The organism is Streptomyces sp. NPDC089915, assembly GCF_040684675.1.
In the GTDB taxonomy this organism is placed as follows: Bacteria; Actinomycetota; Actinomycetes; order Streptomycetales; family Streptomycetaceae; genus Streptomyces.
Window position 1 is genome coordinate 1 of the sequence record NZ_JBFBGN010000055.1, and the last position, 14,768, is coordinate 14,768.

At 75.5% G+C, this 14,768-nt stretch carries 15 protein-coding genes and 6 tRNA genes; 11 read left to right on the forward strand and 10 right to left on the reverse strand.

Annotated features, from left to right (window positions below; all coding sequences use genetic code 11):
• The first annotated feature begins 271 nt into the window (after nt 1–271).
• Nucleotides 272–1,519, forward strand: a complete 1,248-nt coding sequence (cobA, locus tag AB0O29_RS18235) for a uroporphyrinogen-III C-methyltransferase (protein WP_365152805.1) — start codon at nt 272–274, stop codon at nt 1,517–1,519.
• A 42-nt stretch (nt 1,520–1,561) separates the two neighbouring features.
• The gene (locus AB0O29_RS18240) at nt 1,562–2,377 is read left to right on the forward strand and encodes an RNA methyltransferase (protein WP_365152807.1); all 816 of its coding nucleotides are present in this window, start codon (nt 1,562–1,564) and stop codon (nt 2,375–2,377) included.
• A 69-nt stretch (nt 2,378–2,446) separates the two neighbouring features.
• Here AB0O29_RS18240 and AB0O29_RS18245 read toward each other — a convergent pair whose 3' ends face one another.
• Complete coding sequence (locus tag AB0O29_RS18245; RefSeq protein WP_365152877.1) at nt 2,447–3,676, reverse strand: protein kinase; 1,230 nt, start codon at nt 3,674–3,676, stop codon at nt 2,447–2,449.
• Nucleotides 3,677–4,253: 577 nt separating this feature from the next.
• Between AB0O29_RS18245 and AB0O29_RS18250 the strand changes: the two genes are divergently transcribed.
• A complete protein-coding gene (locus tag AB0O29_RS18250; protein WP_365152809.1) occupies nt 4,254–4,439 on the forward strand; it encodes a hypothetical protein in 186 nt (61 codons plus the stop codon).
• Between the two features lie 226 nt (nt 4,440–4,665).
• On the opposite strand, the gene AB0O29_RS18255 is transcribed toward AB0O29_RS18250, so the two are convergent.
• From AB0O29_RS18255 to AB0O29_RS18275, 5 genes are all read right to left on the reverse strand, one after another.
• A tRNA-Val gene (locus AB0O29_RS18255) sits at nt 4,666–4,737 on the reverse strand.
• A gap of 58 nt (nt 4,738–4,795) precedes the next feature.
• Nucleotides 4,796–4,867: transfer RNA gene (locus tag AB0O29_RS18260), tRNA-Val, on the reverse strand.
• A gap of 34 nt (nt 4,868–4,901) precedes the next feature.
• Nucleotides 4,902–4,973, reverse strand: a tRNA-Val gene (locus tag AB0O29_RS18265).
• Between the two features lies 1 nt (nt 4,974).
• Nucleotides 4,975–5,048, reverse strand: a tRNA-Cys gene (locus tag AB0O29_RS18270).
• A gap of 38 nt (nt 5,049–5,086) precedes the next feature.
• A tRNA-Gly gene (locus tag AB0O29_RS18275) sits at nt 5,087–5,159 on the reverse strand.
• 193 nt (nt 5,160–5,352) lie between these two features.
• Between AB0O29_RS18275 and AB0O29_RS18280 the strand changes: the two genes are divergently transcribed.
• From AB0O29_RS18280 to AB0O29_RS18290, 3 genes are read left to right on the forward strand one after another with little or no spacing between them, the layout of a single operon-like run.
• Entirely contained in the window at nt 5,353–6,438 is a 1,086-nt protein-coding gene (locus tag AB0O29_RS18280) for a chorismate-binding protein (RefSeq protein WP_365152810.1), read from the forward strand.
• A complete protein-coding gene (locus tag AB0O29_RS18285) occupies nt 6,435–7,256 on the forward strand; it encodes an aminotransferase class IV (RefSeq protein ID WP_365152812.1) in 822 nt (273 codons plus the stop codon). Before AB0O29_RS18280 ends, AB0O29_RS18285 begins: the two co-directional genes overlap by 4 nt.
• Nucleotides 7,257–7,306: 50 nt before the next feature.
• A complete protein-coding gene (locus tag AB0O29_RS18290) occupies nt 7,307–8,140 on the forward strand; it encodes a GNAT family N-acetyltransferase (protein ID WP_365152814.1) in 834 nt (277 codons plus the stop codon).
• A gap of 37 nt (nt 8,141–8,177) precedes the next feature.
• On the opposite strand, the gene AB0O29_RS18295 is transcribed toward AB0O29_RS18290, so the two are convergent.
• On the reverse strand, nt 8,178–8,675 hold the full coding sequence (locus AB0O29_RS18295) for a DsbA family protein (RefSeq protein ID WP_365152816.1): 498 nt from the start codon (nt 8,673–8,675) through the stop codon (nt 8,178–8,180).
• Between the two features lie 162 nt (nt 8,676–8,837).
• On the opposite strand from AB0O29_RS18295, the gene AB0O29_RS18300 reads away from it, so the two are divergent.
• Both AB0O29_RS18300 and AB0O29_RS18305 read left to right on the forward strand, forming a co-directional pair.
• On the forward strand, nt 8,838–9,248 hold the full coding sequence (locus AB0O29_RS18300; RefSeq protein ID WP_365152818.1) for a hypothetical protein: 411 nt from the start codon (nt 8,838–8,840) through the stop codon (nt 9,246–9,248).
• Between the two features lie 151 nt (nt 9,249–9,399).
• Nucleotides 9,400–9,600, forward strand: a complete 201-nt coding sequence (locus tag AB0O29_RS18305) for a hypothetical protein (protein ID WP_365152820.1) — start codon at nt 9,400–9,402, stop codon at nt 9,598–9,600.
• Here the strand turns inward: AB0O29_RS18305 and AB0O29_RS18310 are convergent.
• Both AB0O29_RS18310 and AB0O29_RS18315 read right to left on the reverse strand, forming a co-directional pair.
• A complete protein-coding gene (locus AB0O29_RS18310) occupies nt 9,556–10,173 on the reverse strand; it encodes a CGNR zinc finger domain-containing protein (RefSeq protein ID WP_365152822.1) in 618 nt (205 codons plus the stop codon). The two genes, AB0O29_RS18305 and AB0O29_RS18310, sit on opposite strands and share 45 nt — an antisense overlap.
• A 216-nt stretch (nt 10,174–10,389) precedes the next feature.
• Nucleotides 10,390–10,803 carry an SsgA family sporulation/cell division regulator gene (locus AB0O29_RS18315; RefSeq protein ID WP_030011909.1) on the reverse strand — a complete coding sequence of 138 codons (414 nt, stop codon included), beginning with the start codon at nt 10,801–10,803 and terminating at the stop codon, nt 10,390–10,392.
• 177 nt (nt 10,804–10,980) lie between these two features.
• Here AB0O29_RS18315 and AB0O29_RS18320 point away from each other — a divergent pair, with 177 nt between their 5' ends.
• Both AB0O29_RS18320 and AB0O29_RS18325 read left to right on the forward strand, forming a co-directional pair.
• A complete protein-coding gene (locus tag AB0O29_RS18320; RefSeq protein WP_365152824.1) occupies nt 10,981–11,418 on the forward strand; it encodes a TIGR02611 family protein in 438 nt (145 codons plus the stop codon).
• Nucleotides 11,419–11,475: 57 nt separating this feature from the next.
• Nucleotides 11,476–11,547: transfer RNA gene (locus AB0O29_RS18325), tRNA-Val, on the forward strand.
• A 61-nt stretch (nt 11,548–11,608) separates the two neighbouring features.
• On the opposite strand, the gene AB0O29_RS18330 is transcribed toward AB0O29_RS18325, so the two are convergent.
• Nucleotides 11,609–14,200 (reverse strand): hypothetical protein, encoded by a 2,592-nt coding sequence (locus AB0O29_RS18330; protein WP_365152826.1) that lies wholly within the window; start codon nt 14,198–14,200, stop codon nt 11,609–11,611.
• Between the two features lie 94 nt (nt 14,201–14,294).
• Here AB0O29_RS18330 and AB0O29_RS18335 point away from each other — a divergent pair, with 94 nt between their 5' ends.
• Nucleotides 14,295–14,768, forward strand: a complete 474-nt coding sequence (locus AB0O29_RS18335) for an SRPBCC family protein (RefSeq protein ID WP_365152828.1) — start codon at nt 14,295–14,297, stop codon at nt 14,766–14,768.

The following is a 14,768-nucleotide window of genomic DNA, read 5'->3' on the forward strand; positions in this document are numbered from 1 at the left end:
CCTCGCCCCCACCCCCCACCCCCCCCACCCCCCATCCGGTGGGCGGGGCGGTCCCCGCCCCGCCCCCGGTGCCCCCAGGGGGCGGAAGTGCCGCTCCGCGTGCCGGCGTGAGAACACCCCCCACCACCCCGCCAAACTTCGCCCCCGCAGGTACCACCAGCGGCTATGGGTCGTATCGTGGTGCCGGACGGGCGCCCGCACGGTCCGTCAGCCGCTCCAGCGCAGCAGCGGCCCGCCGAACACACCCGCCGCATCAGGAGCCGCAACCGCCATGGGAAACCCGGCACACCCCGCCTACCCCGTAGGACTGCGCCTGACCGGGCGCCGCGTCGTCGTCATCGGCGGCGGCCAGGTCGCCCAGCGCCGCCTGCCCGCCCTCGTCGCCGCCGGTGCGGACGTCCTGCTGGTCTCCCCGTCCGCGACCCCCTCCGTGGACGCGATGGCCGAGACGGGGGAGATCCGCTGGGAGCGCCGCCGCTACCAGGACGGGGACCTCGACGGTGCCTGGTACGCCCTGATCGCCACCCGGGACCGCGAGGCCAACGACCGCGCCTCCGCCGAGGCCGAGGCCCGGCGGGTCTGGTGCGTCCGGGCCGACGACGCCGAGGCGGCGACCGCCTGGACCCCGGCGACCGGCCGGGTCGAGGGCGTGACCGTGGCCGTGCTCAGCGGCAACGACCCGCGCCGCTCCGCCGCCGTGCGCGACGCGGTCGTCGAGGGGCTGCGCGACGGCTCGCTCACCGCCGCCCGCCCGCACACCCCCGGCGTCGCCCTCGTCGGCGGCGGCCCGGGCGACCCGGACCTGATCACCGTGCGCGGCCGGCGCCTGCTCGCCGAGGCCGACGTCGTGATCGCCGACCGGCTCGGCCCCCGCGACCTCCTCGACGAGCTCCCGCCGCACGTCGAGGTCATCGACGCGGCGAAGATCCCGTACGGCCGGTTCATGGCCCAGGAGGCCATCAACAACGCCCTCATCGAGCACGCCAAGGCCGGCAAGGCCGTGGTCCGGCTCAAGGGCGGTGACCCGTACGTCTTCGGCCGCGGCATGGAGGAGCTCCAGGCCCTCGCCGAGCACGGCATCCCCTGCACGGTCGTGCCGGGCATCTCCAGCTCCATCTCGGTCCCGAGCGCGGCCGGGATCCCCGTCACCCACCGCGGCGTGGCGCACGAGTTCACCGTGGTCAGCGGCCACGTCGGCCCCGACGACCCGCGTTCCCTCGTGGACTGGGCCGCGCTGGCCAAGCTGACCGGCACCCTCGTCATCCTGATGGGCGTCGACAAGATCGGGCTGATCGCCGAGGCCCTGGTCAAGCACGGCCGCTCCGCCGACACCCCGGTCGCGGTCGTCCAGGAGGGCACCACCGCCACCCAGCGCCGGGTGGACGCCACCCTGGCCACGGTCGGCGAGACCGTCCGTGCCGAGGAGGTCCGCCCGCCGGCGGTCATCGTCATCGGCGAGGTGGTCCGCGTGAACACCCCCGGCGCCGCTCCCGGCGAGCTCCCCACCGCCGGCGCCTGACAGGCCGTTGGCACCACACCCAGGACAAGGCAGTATCACCCTGTGGCTGATCTCATCACCATCGAAGACCCCGACGACCCCCGCCTGCGCGACTACACGGGCCTGACCGACGTCGAGCTGCGGCGGCGCAGAGAGCCCGCGGAGGGCCTCTTCATCGCCGAGGGCGAGAAGGTCATCCGGCGGGCCAAGGACGCCGGGTACGAGATGCGCTCGATGCTGCTGTCCGCCAAGTGGGTGGACGTCATGCGCGACGTCATCGACGAGATCCCGGCCCCGGTCTACGCCGTGAGCCCGGACCTCGCCGAGCGCGTCACCGGGTACCACGTGCACCGCGGAGCCCTGGCCTCGATGCAGCGCAAGCCGCTGCCGACGGCCCAGGAGATCCTCGGCTCGGCCCGCCGGGTGGCCGTGATGGAGGCGGTGAACGACCACACCAACATCGGGGCCATCTTCCGCAGCGCCGCCGCCCTCGGCATGGACGCGGTGCTGCTGTCGCCGGACTGCGCGGACCCGCTGTACCGCCGCTCGGTGAAGGTGTCGATGGGCGCGGTGTTCTCCGTCCCGTACGCCCGGCTGGAGGCCTGGCCCAAGAGCCTGGACACCGTCCGCGAGGCGGGCTTCAAGCTGCTCGCCCTCACCCCGCACGAGAAGGCCTCGCCGATCGACGTGGCGGCCCCGCACACCCTGGAGCGGGTGGCGCTGATGCTGGGCGCCGAGGGCGACGGCCTGTCGACGCAGGCGCTGGTCGCCGCGGACGAGTGGGTGCGGATCCCCATGGCGCACGGCGTGGACTCGCTGAACGTGGGCGCGGCCGCCGCGGTGGCCTTCTACGCGGTCGCGGGCGGCGCCCGCGCCTAGGGCCGAGCGCCCGCACACACCGAAGGGGCGCCCCGCCGCAAGGCGGGGCGCCCCTTCGCCGTCTCGGCCTCACAGCTTCTGCGCGAGCGCGATCCCCAGTGCCACCAGCAGCGTCACGACCACGAACACGATCAGCCGCTGCCGCAGCAGCTTCGGGTCCGGCCGCGAGGGCCGCCGTCCCGTACCGGTCGTGCGCGGCCCGGTGCGGGGCCCCGTACGGCCTCCCGTGCGCCCCGCCGTCGACCCGGGGTTGCGGGAGCCCGACGGGCGCGGCCGCGCCCCGCTGTGCGGCCCCTGCGGCCGGGGAGCGGGGGTGGCGCCCGGGGGACGCTCGCCCACGCGCTCGGAGGCGGTCCGCCCGCCGCCCGTACGCCGCTCCGTGTCCGGCCCCGCGTACCCGGCGGTCCGCTCGGGCAGCCGGCCCGAGGGCCGCTCGACGCGGGCCCGCTGCGCCGGCGGGCGGCCGTCGCCCAGGCCCTGCGCCTCGCGGGCGGCGATCTCCTTGAGCCGCATCGACAGCTGGAGGGTGGTCGGGCGTTCCTCGGGGTCCTTGGCCAGGCAGGCCCGCACCAGCGGGGCCAGCGCGTCCGGGACGCCGACCAGGTGGGGTTCCTCGTGCACGACCCGGTACAGCATGACCTCGGAACTGCCGTGCCCGAACGGGGAGTCGCCCATCGCCGCGTAGGCGAGGGTGGCGCCGAGGGAGAACACGTCGGTGCCCGGGGTGACGGCGGCCCCGCGCACCTGCTCGGGGGCGAGGAAGCCGGGGGAGCCGACCGCCGTGCCGACGTGGGTCAGGGTGCTGGCCCCGGTGGCCCAGGCGATGCCGAAGTCGATGATCCGCGGCCCCTTGGGGGACAGCAGGATGTTGGAGGGCTTCAGGTCGCGGTGGACGACCCCGGCCTCGTGGACGGCGACCAGTCCCTCGGACAGCGCGGCGCCGACGGCGGCGATCTGGGCGGCCGTCAGGGGGCCCTCCTCGGCCACCTTGTCGTGCAGCGAGGGGCCGGGCACGTACTGGGTCGCGAACCAGGGCCGCTCGGCCTCCAGGTCGGCGGCCACCAGCCGGGCCGTGCACCCGCCGCGGATCCGCCGGGCGGCGGACACCTCGCGGGCGAAGCGGGAGCGGAACTCCTGGTCCTCGGCCAGGTCGGGCCGGATCACCTTGAGGGCGACGCGCTGGCCGCGCCGGTCGGACCCCAGGTAGACGACGCCCATGCCGCCGGCGCCGAGCCGCCGGTGCAGCCGGAAGGAGCCGACGACACGCGGATCCTCGCGCCGGAGCCGCATCATCGCCATGTCCACCCCGCTGACGGTCGCCCTGCTGACCTGGCACAGCTTACGGACCATCCGGCACGAGCGCTCAGAGGCCGCGCCCTCCACCGGAGTTTCGATCGTCAGTGCGGGGCAGGCCACTTGAGGGTGTGCCAGACGATTCGGCCCCCGTCCGGACTGCCTCACCCGCCACCCCCAAGGGGCCCTCGGACCAAGGGGATTGGCCTCGTCAGGGGCCTTCCTGGCGGCGGTGGCCGGGGGAGGGCGCCCACGGCCCCCCGCGAGCGCCGTCAGCACCCCGTACGAGGACACGCGTGCGCGGGGAGTGACGGAAGTGAGCGAAGTCACTACCCTCCGGATACCTCCTCCGGTCGACCCCTGATGCCGTCCCCTCCGGGAAGACCCCCGGTGCGGGGGACGCGTCTCCACCCAGGGGAGTAGTCCGGGGGTGTGCGCCTCATCCTCCTGGAGGCCCGGCAATGGGTACGAGGGCATGAGGCCAGGGGCCTTCCGGCCGCCTAGTGTTGAAGACAAGCGGCGGGTGGCGCACTCGTCCCCCGAGGTCACGAGCCCGCCGCTGCCAGACGACAGGGAGAGGATCATGGCGGACATCGCACGGCAGGGACGCAAGCCCTTCGCGTTCAACGGCCATCAGTCCGGTACGCGCCACCCGCTGGTGGCCGCGGCCATGGTCCTCCCCCTGGCCGCCCTCCTGTTCTTCCTCTTCGGAGGATTCGACCAGGTGGCGGCACAGGCGTCGTCCGTGGGCCTGATGCTGGGGCGCTGAGCGGCGCCCCGGGTCCGGGAGAGCGGCCCGGACCGGGACATCGGCCCGTCGAACCCCGTGGGGACGGGGGAACGACGGACGGCAGTTGAAGGGTGTTGCCCGTACGGCTGGGGAGCCGGACGGGCAACACCCTTTTTCACGCCCGATCCCGCCCGATCGCGCCCTCTCACAGCGGTACACGCACGGAAGCCCCGGCCGTCGAGACGGCCGGGGCTTCCGGTTGCTGTGCGCGATACTGGGATTGAACCAGTGACCTCTTCCGTGTCAGGGAAGCGCTCTCCCGCTGAGCTAATCGCGCGGGCTGCGGTAAGGAACCGCAGGTCATACAGGTGGTGCAGGGTACTGATGGTACTGCGTGCGCGATACTGGGATTGAACCAGTGACCTCTTCCGTGTCAGGGAAGCGCTCTCCCGCTGAGCTAATCGCGCGGGGATCCTTGCGGACCGGGTCCTTGCGGACCAGTGGACGATACTGGGATTGAACCAGTGACCTCTTCCGTGTCAGGGAAGCGCTCTCCCGCTGAGCTAATCGTCCTTGGAGGTGGAGACGGGATTTGAACCCGTGTAGACGGCTTTGCAGGCCGTTGCCTCGCCTCTCGGCCACTCCACCTCGGAGTGTGCGGGGTCTCGGGAAGATCCCCCACTCAGAGCGGACGACGAGACTCGAACTCGCGACATCCACCTTGGCAAGGTGGTGCTCTACCAACTGAGCTACGTCCGCAGTGTCACCGTGTTCGCTCCGGGGTTTTTCCCCTTCGCTCCCTGGCGACGTGTTGAACTCTAGCGGATTCCCGGGCCAGCTCAAAAACGCGTTTCCGCAGCGTGCTGCCGACGTGCCGGCGACCCGATCACCAGAGGTCACCCGCCGGTCACCTCACCGGCGCCATCGCGCCACCGGTCATAGACTCGCAGCCGTGCACGACCTGCCTCCCCTGGCCCGCTTCGGCGGCCTCCTCGCGACCGACCTCCGAGACGTCACCAGCGACCCCTCCGCCCTGGACTCCACCGGGTTCTGGGTGGTGAGCGCCGACTTCGAGGGCCGGCTGATCTGCGCGCGCTTCGGCGACATACGCCCCGACCCCGTCCCCGCGCCCGTCCCCGGCGCCTGGCGCGGACCCGCCGCGGACCGCTGGTCCTCCTCCCTGGACCGCTCCGCGTACGTCGCGGGCGTCCGCCGGATCCGCGAGTACATCGCGGCGGGGGAGGTCTACCAGGCCAACCTCTGCCGCGTGGTCTCCGCGCCGCTGCCCGATCCGGCCACCGCCGACGTGGACGCGCTGACCGCCCTCCTCGCGCGCGGCAACCCCGCCCCCTACGCAGGAACGATTCGGCTCCGCGCCCACGGCGTGGAGATCGCCACCGCCTCCCCGGAGCTGTACCTGCGCCGGGCCGGCCGCCGGGTCGAGTCCGGACCGATCAAGGGCACCGGCCGCACCGCCGCCGACCTGCTGCCCAAGGACCACGCCGAGAACGTGATGATCGTGGACCTCGTCCGCAACGACCTGGGCCGCGTCTGCGCCACCGGATCGGTCGCCGTGCCCGAGCTGTGCGCCCTGGAGGAGCACCCCGGCCTGGTCCACCTCGTCTCCACCGTCAGCGGCGAGCTCGCCGAGGGCGCCGGCTGGCCCGAGCTGCTGGCCGCCACCTTCCCGCCGGGCTCGGTGACCGGCGCCCCCAAGTCCTCCGCCCTGCGGATCATCGAGGAGCTGGAGACCGCCCCCCGCGGCCCCTACTGCGGGGGCATCGGCTGGGTCGACGCCGACCGGGGCACCGCCTCCCTCGCCGTCGGCATCCGCACCTTCTGGATCGACCGCGAGGCCCCCGGCGGCCCCCGCCTGAGCTTCGGCACCGGCGCCGGGATCACCTGGGGCTCCGACCCCGAGCGGGAGTGGGCCGAGACCGAGCTGAAGGCCGGCCGGCTGCTCGCGCTGGCCTCGGGCGGGCCCGTACCGGGTCCGGACGGGGCGGCGCACGACCTGAGTGGAGGAACCGTCCGGTGAGGATCTGGCTCGACGGGGCGCTGCGCGAGGCCGACGAGGCGAAGGTGTCCGTCCTCGACCGCGGGCTGACCGTCGGCGAGGGGGTCTTCGAGACCCTCAAGACCGAGAACGGCACCCCCTTCGCCCTCACCCGGCACCTGGAGCGGCTCACCCGCTCCGCCCGCGGCCTCGGCCTGCCCGACCCGGACCCGGACGAGGTGCGCCGCGCCTGCGCCGCCGTCCTGGAGGCCCACCCGATGCCGCTCGGCCGGCTGCGGATCACCTACACGGGCGGCCCGGCCCCGCTCGGCCCCGGCGGGGCCGGGACCGGGCCGACCCTCTCCGTCGCCCTCGGCGCGACCGCACCCGCGCCCCGGACCACGGCCGTGATCACCGTCCCCTGGGTGCGCAACGAGCGCTCCCCGGTGGCCGGCCTGAAGGCCACCTCGTACGCCGAGAACCTGGTCGCCCTCGCGCGGGCGCAGCGGGAGGGGGCCTCCGAGGCCCTCTTCGCCAACACCGTCGGGCAGCTCTGCGAGGGCACCGGATCCAACGTCTTCGTCGTCCTCGACGGCGAGGCGCACACCCCGCCCGTGTCCTCCGGCTGCCTCCCCGGGATCACCCGCGCCCTGGCCGTCGAGTGGACCGGCGCCCGCGAGAGCGACCTGCCCCTCGACGTGCTGGAGCGGGCCGAGGAGGTCTTCCTGACCTCCACCCTGCGCGACGTCCAGGCCGTCCACCGCGTCGACGGGCGCACCCTGGCCGCCGCCCCCGGGCCGGTCACCGCCGGGGCCATGAGGGTCTTCCGGGAGCGCGCCGCCGCCGACGTCGACCCCTGAGCCGACGCGCACCGTGGTCACCGGCGCGCGGGGCGGGTAGAACTCGACGGATGACCACGACCCTGCGGCCCAGCGGGCCGCTTCAGCAGAGTGAGGGCGGCGCGCGCTCGCGCCCGTACGAGGTACGCGTCAACAGCAGGCGCGTCGGGACGCTCCTGATCGCCGCCGACACGCCCTTCGGGCCGACGGTGGGGGAGATCCGGGACCTGGCCGTCGACGAGCCGGACCGCCGCCGGGGCCGTGCCACGGTCGCCGCGCTGGCCGCCGAGGAAGTGCTGCGCGGCTGGGGCTGCCGGCGGGTGCGGATCTCGGTCCCGGCGGGCTCCGCGGGCGGCCTGCGGCTCGCCGCGGCCCTCGGGTACGCGGAGACCGGCCGGAAGATGGCCAAGGAGCTCCCGGAGCGCCCCCCGGCCCTCTCCGCAGGGGTGCTGGGCCGCCCGATGACGTCGGCCGAGTACACGTCGTGGGACGCCAGGGCCCGCGAGGAGTACGCGGCGAGCTGGACGGCCCGGGGGATGGGGGCGGAGGCGGCGCGGGCCAAATCGGAGACGGAGCACGACGCGCTGCTCCCGCGCGGCCTGGACACCCCGGGGGCCGACTTCGCCGTCCTGGAGGCGGCCGGGACGGTGGTCGGGCACGTGTGGCTCGCGCCGCGCGGGGAGGGCGGCGCGGGGGCGTACGTGTACGACGTCGCGGTCGTCGAGGAGCACCGGGGCCGCGGCCACGGCCGGGACCTGATGCTCCTCGCGGAGCGCACGGCGATCGAGCGGGGCCACCGGGTGATCGCGCTGCACGTCTTCGCCGGCAACGCCCCGGCCCTGCGGCTGTACGAGTCCCTCGGCTACCGGACCACCGACGTCGACTACGCCAAGGACCTCATCTAGGCCGGGTCGGCCGGCTCCAGGCCGGCTCCAGGCCGGGTCAGCCGGCGGCCAGCAGCCGGTCGGCGATCTCCTCGATGCGGGCGCGCAGGCCCTCCTGGCTCTTGCCGCCGTCGAGGCGCTGGCCGTCGATCACGTAGGTCGGGGTGCCGGTCACGCCGATGGCCTTGCCCTCGGCCTGGTCGGCGTCGACGATCAGGATGTGCCGGCCGTCGATCAGCGCGGTGTCGAACTCCTCGGCGTCCAGGCCAAGTTCACGCGCCACGTCCAGCAGCACGGCCTCGCCGCGCGCGCCGAGCTCGGCGGTCTTGGCGAGCACCGCCTCCGCGTACGGCCAGCCCTGACCCTGCTCCAGGGCCTCCTCGGCGGCCTGCGCGGCGGCGAAGGCGTGCTTGTGCTTCTCCAGCGGGAAGTGGCGCAGCCGGATGTCCAGCCGGTCGCCGTAGCGGGCCCGCAGGGCGCGCACGTCGTCCAGAGCGCTGTGGCAGTCCGGGCACTGGAGTTCGCACCAGACGTCGAGGATCACGGAATCGGTCATGCGGACAGTCTCCCAGACCTCCCGGGGGCACCCGGGGAGGAGATCCGACCCCGAGATGTCCCGGAGATCGGGCCGGGAGGGGGCGCGGACATGGCCCCGGCGGCGGTGGCCGGTGCAGGATGGAAGGGACAGAACGCCCACCGCAGACCGCCGGAGGACCGCATGCTCGCCGAGACCATTTGTTCCGCGGTGTCCGCGGCGGGCCTGGGCATCGCCGCCGTGACGGCTTACCGCAGGCGGTTCCTCAGGGCCGCGCGGATCGCCGCGTACGCGCTGGTGCCGGTGGGGCTGGTGCTGACCGGCGTGGTGGCGTGGCTCTCCGGGATCGTCTTCAAGCCGACCGTGTGGATCGGTCTGGGGCTGCTCGGTCTGGCGTGGGTGCTGCTGACGGCCACCCGGGCCGTGGAGCGCCGCGCCGCGGGAGGCTCCGCGAAGGCCCCGGAGGCCGTCGCCCCCGGCGCCTCGGCCCCCGCCCTCGGCGGCGGTGCCACCGGTCCCGCCCCGAGGCCGCAGGGCGCCCCGGCGGAGGACTTCTCCGACATCGAGGCGATCCTCAAGAAGCACGGCATCTAGGGATGGGTCGCGGCGTCTAGCGCACCGGCCGGGCGGCACGGGGGAGAACCCGGGGGAAACCACCCGAACTGGGGAGAGTCCGCGAACTACCGCGTGATTCATGGCGTGTTGGGGGCTTCCGGGGGGTTCGCCGCGCGATCATCGCCCCGACATGCCCGACACATCACAGGGTGAGCCGCCGGCTCCCGTCCCCGTTGCCGAGGCCCCCGTCGCCCTGGCCCCCGCGCCCCCCGCCCCCGCCGAGGCGCGCGGCTGTCTCTTCGCCCTGTCCCAGCCGCCGCTGATGATCTTCCTCGCGGTGATCGGGCTACTGCTGCTGCTCGCCGCCGTGCACGATCTCTACCTGCTCTGACCCGGCGCCCTCCGGGAGGCTGTCGGCCCCCTTGCGGCGGGCCCGGTACGCGGCGACGTGCAGCCGGTTCCCGCAGGTGCGGCTGTCGCAGTAGCGGCGCGAGCGGTTGCGGGAGAGGTCCACGAAGGCCCGCCGGCAGTCCGGGGCCTCGCAGCGGCGCAGCCGTTCCTGCTCGCCCGAGACCACGATGAAGGCCAGTGCCATGCCCCCGTCGGCCGCGAGGTGGTCGCCCACCGAGGCGCCCGGCGCGAAGTAGTGGACGTGCCAGTCGTAGCCGTCGTGGTCGGTCAGCTGCGGGGTGGTGCCGGCGGTGGCCACCAGCTCGTTGATCAGCGCGGACGCGGCGCGGGAGTTGGGCGCCGCGAAGACCTGTGCGAACTTGCCGCGCACCGTCCGGACGCCGGAGAGGTCGCGGGCGCCGAGCTCGCCGACGTCGCTGATCGAGTGCTCCTTGACGAAGCCGCGCAGGGCGCCGACGTCGGCCAGCCCGTCGGGCCGGTCCGGCTCGGCCGCGGTGTTGACCAGCGCGACGACGACGTCGAGCGCGCGACGGGTGTCGTGGGGGATCTGCACGGGGGTCGCTCCTGGAGGGCCGGCCTGGCGGCGACGGGCCGGTGCCGCCGCCGGTGGCCGACTCTAGCGGTTGGCGTCAACAGGCCGCCGGGACAGCACACCGGCGCCGCCCCCGCGGGTGGCTCCCGCGGGAACAGCGCCGGTACCGCCGTATGGGGTTGTCCGTGCGGCACCGTCGCCCCGAGTCGGACGGTGCCGTGCGGTCAGGAGCCTGGCTCAGCTTTCGGCCAGGATGTGGGAGAGCTCCTTGTCGAGGTCGAAGTGCCGGTGCTCGGTCCCGGGCGGGACCGCGGCATCCGTGCGCTTCAGGAACGACTCGAGGGCTCGGGCGGGCGCTTCCAGCAGCGCTTCTCCCTCCGGTGAGCTCAGGGCGATGCAGACGACGCCCTGACCGTGGCTGCGGGACGGCCAGACGCGGACGTCGCCGGTACCGGTAGGCCGGTGGAGGCCCTCAGCGAGGAGGTCGCGGGCGAAGACCCACTCGACCGTCTCCTCGGCGCCGGTGTGGAAGGTGGCGTGCACGGCGTAGGGATCGGCCGTGTCATACCGCAGGCCCGCCGGAACAGGCAGTGAGGACTCGCTCGACACAACGAGGCGCAGGTGCAGCTCGCAGCTGACCGTGGTGTTCATAAGCGCCAGGGCCTTTCGCTCAGTGTGCGCTCGGGGATTCGCACGTCGGCGAAATCGACATGCCACCTACGGTGCCGTTGTAAACCCCTCTGACCGTTTTGCGGACCTCTGGGTCCCTCGGACGGCGGATCCAAAGCGGCATTCACGTGTGCTTCGAGCTCCGGTAGATTCGCCCCCATGAATACGGGGAGTGATCGCGGAATCAACGAATCCGCTACGGCCGGGGTGGCCGCCGACGAGGCGCCGCACGTCTCGAAGGCGCCCGCCTTCATCAAGGCCAACCGCAGCCTGCACCTGAGCTGGCAGGTCGGCGTCTTCGTCGTCGGCCTGGTCGTCATCGGCGCGGGCGTCGCGATGCTCGTCCTGCCCGGACCGGGCTGGGTCGCGATCTTCGCCGGCCTGGCGATCTGGGCCACCGAGTTCGCGTGGGCCAACCTCGTCCTGCGCTGGACCAAGCGCAAGGTCACCGAGGCCGCGCAGAAGGCGCTGGACCCCAGGGTCCGGCGCCGCAACATCATCCTCACCAGCGTGGGCCTGGTCATCGCCGGCGCGCTGGTCGGCTTCTACCTGTGGAAGTACGGCCTCACGCTGCCCTGGCACCTCAAGGACCAGTGATCGTCCGGGGGTGGTCATGGAGCACCGCTGACATGCGGTAATGTTTGCGGTGTGCCCGGGCGATTAGCTCAGCGGGAGAGCACTTCGTTCACACCGAAGGGGTCACTGGTTCGATCCCAGTATCGCCCACCCGGAGCACAGGCCCCGGAGATTCTCATGAATCTCCGGGGCCTCTGCCGTTCCCGGCCCCTCAGCGCAGCCGGCCGAGGGCCTCCCGGAGCCTGCGGGCCTCCCGCAGCCGCCGCTCGTACGTCGCCCCCACCGCCAGCAGCAGCAGCCCCGCCAGCGCCGGCGGCAGCCAGCGCGGCAGCACCCCCACCACCTGCACCACGTACGGGGCCAGCTCGTGCACCGCCACCGCCGCCAGGGCCGTCCCGCCCAGCAGCAGCGGGGCCTGGAGCCGGCGGTGCGCCCCCGCCAGGGTCACCGCCAGCGCCCCCGCGCCCAGCAGCAGCGGGCGCGGCCAGTACGGGTCACCCCACACCGCCACCACGCCGGGCAGCAGGGTCGCCCCCAGCCCCGGCCCGTACGCCACCCAGGACGAGACCCCCGGATCCCGGCGGCGGCGCACCAGCCCCACCGCCAGGGCCAGCACCGTCACCGGCAGCGTGTACGCCTCCGGCACCGCCACCCCCGACGCCCCCAGCCGCACCCAGGCCGCCGCCACGCCCAGCGCCCCCGCCGCCCAGCCCAGCCCCCGCCGGTCGGCCCGCACGGCCCCCGCCGCGCACACCACCGAGCCCAGCGCCAGCACCAGGGCCGACACCGGCGGATCCCCGGCCGTCAGGGCGAGCCCCAGCAGCCCCGCCGCCGCACCCGCGGCCTCCGCCGGGACCCGCACCGGGCCCAGCCGCGGCCCCAGGGCCACCACCACCGCCGGGACGGCCAGGACCGCCGCCCCCGTCCAGGCCGGCGCCACGTCCGCCAGGGCGCCCAGCGCCACCACCGTCCCCGCCGCGTACCCGACGGCCGCCACCGCCCCGGCACCCCGCACGGCCGCGCGGGCGCCCCCGTACGAGGCCGCCAGCGCGCCCCCGGCGCCCAGCGCCCCGAACACCGAGAAGGTCGCCACACGGCCGTCCAGCGCAGCCAGGGACACCCCCAGGGCCCCGGCCACCGCGCACCCGCCGGCCGCCCGCACCACCGCCGGCTCCACGGCCCGCAGGGCCACCGCGCCGGCCGCCGCCGTCACCGCCAGCTGCGCCACGAGCAACGCCGCCACCGGCACCCCCGCCCCGGCCGGCGCCACGAACAGCCCGGCCCACCCGCACACCACCGCCGCCGCCCCGGACACCCGGAGCGGCACCCCCGGGACGTTCCGGCGCAATCCGACGGGGCGCGTGCCGCCCGCCGCCGCGGAAGCGCCGGTCCGGCCCTTGCCGCCGGTCGCGGCGGACGCTCCGGCCCATCGCGCGGCGCCCGCCGCCGCGGCTCCGTCGGGCATGCCCGGACCGGTCGCCGCGGCGGAGCCGTCGGCCCGGACCGCGCCGTCCCGGCGCGCGGTGCCGGAGAGTGCCGCCCCCGTCGTCCCGGCCCGGGAGAGGAGGCCGAAGGCGGCGGCCGCCAGCAGCAGGGTCACCGCCAGGCCCGGCCCCGCCGCCTCCGGGCGCACGGCCGTCGGGGCCCACACCTCGCCCGGCACCGACAGGCGCGACACCGCCGCCCACAGCACCGCCGGCAGCCCCGCCAGCGCGGCCAGGGCGGCCACCCCCGCCCCGGCCCCGGCCAGCCCGCGCCGCACCCGCTCCGGGAGCGCGTCCACCCGTACCGCCGCCACCAGCGCGAGCCCCGCCGCCACCCGCACCGCCACCGGCCACCACACGGAACCCGTCCCGCCCGGGACCAGCGCACCCGCCGCCGACACCGCAGCCAGGCCGCCCGCCACCGCGGCCGCCGAGGCCCGGGGCTCCCGCCAGGCCACCGCCACGCCCAGCAGGGCCCCCGCCGCCAGCAGCAGGGCCGGACCGGCCGCCCCCGGCGCCACCAGCGAGCCCGCCAGCCCCGCCACCGACGCCGAACCGCCCAGCACCGCCGCGCACACCCACGCCGGCACCCGCACCGCCCGCCGCGCGACCGCCACGGCGAGCCCCGCGTCCAGCGCCGCCGTCACCAGCAGCGCCCAGCCGGCCCCCGTCAGGTCCGCGCCCGCAGCGCCCGCCGCCAGCGGCAACGGCAGCTGCGCCGCCCCCACCGCCGCGAGCGGGGCGAGCCGCAGCCCGCGCAGTCCCGCCCCGTACCCGGCCCAGAGCCCCGCCAGCGCCGCCGACGCCCACGCCGCGTAGGCCAGGCCGTCGGCGCCGGGCAGGCCCACCGCGTGCAGCGCGTACGCGTCCAGCACCGTCAGCGCCAGCGCCACCCCCGCGACCGACTCGGCCGTCGAACGCAGTCCCCGCCGCAGCAGCGCCACGGGCGCCGCCAGCGCCGCCGCCGTCAGCACGGCCAGCACCGCCGAACGGCCCCCGATGCCCAGGGAACCCCAGCTGACCAGGGTGAAGGCCAGCGCGGCCACCGCCAGCAGCACCGCGCCCAGCACCAGCAGCACGTTCTGCGCACTCGGCTTGGCGGCGGCCGCGGCGGCCGCGGGACCGGCGGTGGCGGGACCGGCGGGGGAGAACGGCGCGGCCGGCGGGCCGAACGCGCCCGCCGCCGCCGGCCCCGCCGGCCACAGCAGTCGCAGCAGCCAGTCCCGGCGGGCCAGCAAGTGGGCGCGCCGGGCGTCCAGTCGGGCCAGCTCGGCGTCGATGAGCGCCAGCTCCCGGGCCGGCGGCAGAGGGGTGTCCATAGCCGGAGTGTGTCGCCCGTCACGCCGTCAGGACATGGGCGTGCGTACTCAGATCGCCCCTGAGTACGCCCCGGCCCGGCGGCACACTGGTGTCATGACCCGCTGGACGCACTACCGCTTCCGCGGCGTGTGGGACCTCGACGCCCCGCCCGCCCGCGTCTACCCCCTGCTGGCGGACCCCGGGCACTACCCCGGCTGGTGGCCGCAGGTGCGCCGGGTCACCCCGGCCGACGAGCGCTCCGGGACCGCCGTGATCCGCTCCGTCCTCCCGTACGAGATCCACGTCACCCTCACCGGCCTGCTCCGCGACCCCGACCGGGGCGTCCTGGAGGTGGCGCTGGGCGGGGACCTCGACGGCTGGGCCCGCTGGACGGTACGCCCGCGCGGCGGGGCCGCCCCCGGCCGGACCCGGGCCGTCTACGAGCAGGAGGTCGAGGTGCGGGCCCCGCCGCTGCGGCGGTTCGCCCTCGCCGGACGGCCCGTCCTGCGGCTCAACCACGCCCTGATGATGAGGGCCGGACGGCGCGGCCTCGCGGCCCGGCTGACCGCTCCGCCTGAAGCGGTTTGA

What these genes read in the sequence shown, in the direction of transcription:
- cobA (WP_365152805.1), top strand. Translation starts at nt 272, where the DNA reads ATGGGAAACCCGGCACACCCCGCCTACCCCGTAGGACTGCGCCTGACC.
- AB0O29_RS18245 (WP_365152877.1), bottom strand. Translation starts at nt 3,676, where the DNA reads ATGGCGATGATGCGGCTCCGGCGCGAGGATCCGCGTGTCGTCGGCTCC.
- AB0O29_RS18250 (WP_365152809.1), top strand. Translation starts at nt 4,254, where the DNA reads ATGGCGGACATCGCACGGCAGGGACGCAAGCCCTTCGCGTTCAACGGC.
- AB0O29_RS18290 (WP_365152814.1), top strand. Translation starts at nt 7,307, where the DNA reads ATGACCACGACCCTGCGGCCCAGCGGGCCGCTTCAGCAGAGTGAGGGC.
- AB0O29_RS18295 (WP_365152816.1), bottom strand. Translation starts at nt 8,675, where the DNA reads ATGACCGATTCCGTGATCCTCGACGTCTGGTGCGAACTCCAGTGCCCG.
- AB0O29_RS18300 (WP_365152818.1), top strand. Translation starts at nt 8,838, where the DNA reads ATGCTCGCCGAGACCATTTGTTCCGCGGTGTCCGCGGCGGGCCTGGGC.
- AB0O29_RS18305 (WP_365152820.1), top strand. Translation starts at nt 9,400, where the DNA reads ATGCCCGACACATCACAGGGTGAGCCGCCGGCTCCCGTCCCCGTTGCC.
- AB0O29_RS18315 (WP_030011909.1), bottom strand. Translation starts at nt 10,803, where the DNA reads ATGAACACCACGGTCAGCTGCGAGCTGCACCTGCGCCTCGTTGTGTCG.
- AB0O29_RS18320 (WP_365152824.1), top strand. Translation starts at nt 10,981, where the DNA reads ATGAATACGGGGAGTGATCGCGGAATCAACGAATCCGCTACGGCCGGG.
- AB0O29_RS18330 (WP_365152826.1), bottom strand. Translation starts at nt 14,200, where the DNA reads ATGGACACCCCTCTGCCGCCGGCCCGGGAGCTGGCGCTCATCGACGCC.
- AB0O29_RS18335 (WP_365152828.1), top strand. Translation starts at nt 14,295, where the DNA reads ATGACCCGCTGGACGCACTACCGCTTCCGCGGCGTGTGGGACCTCGAC.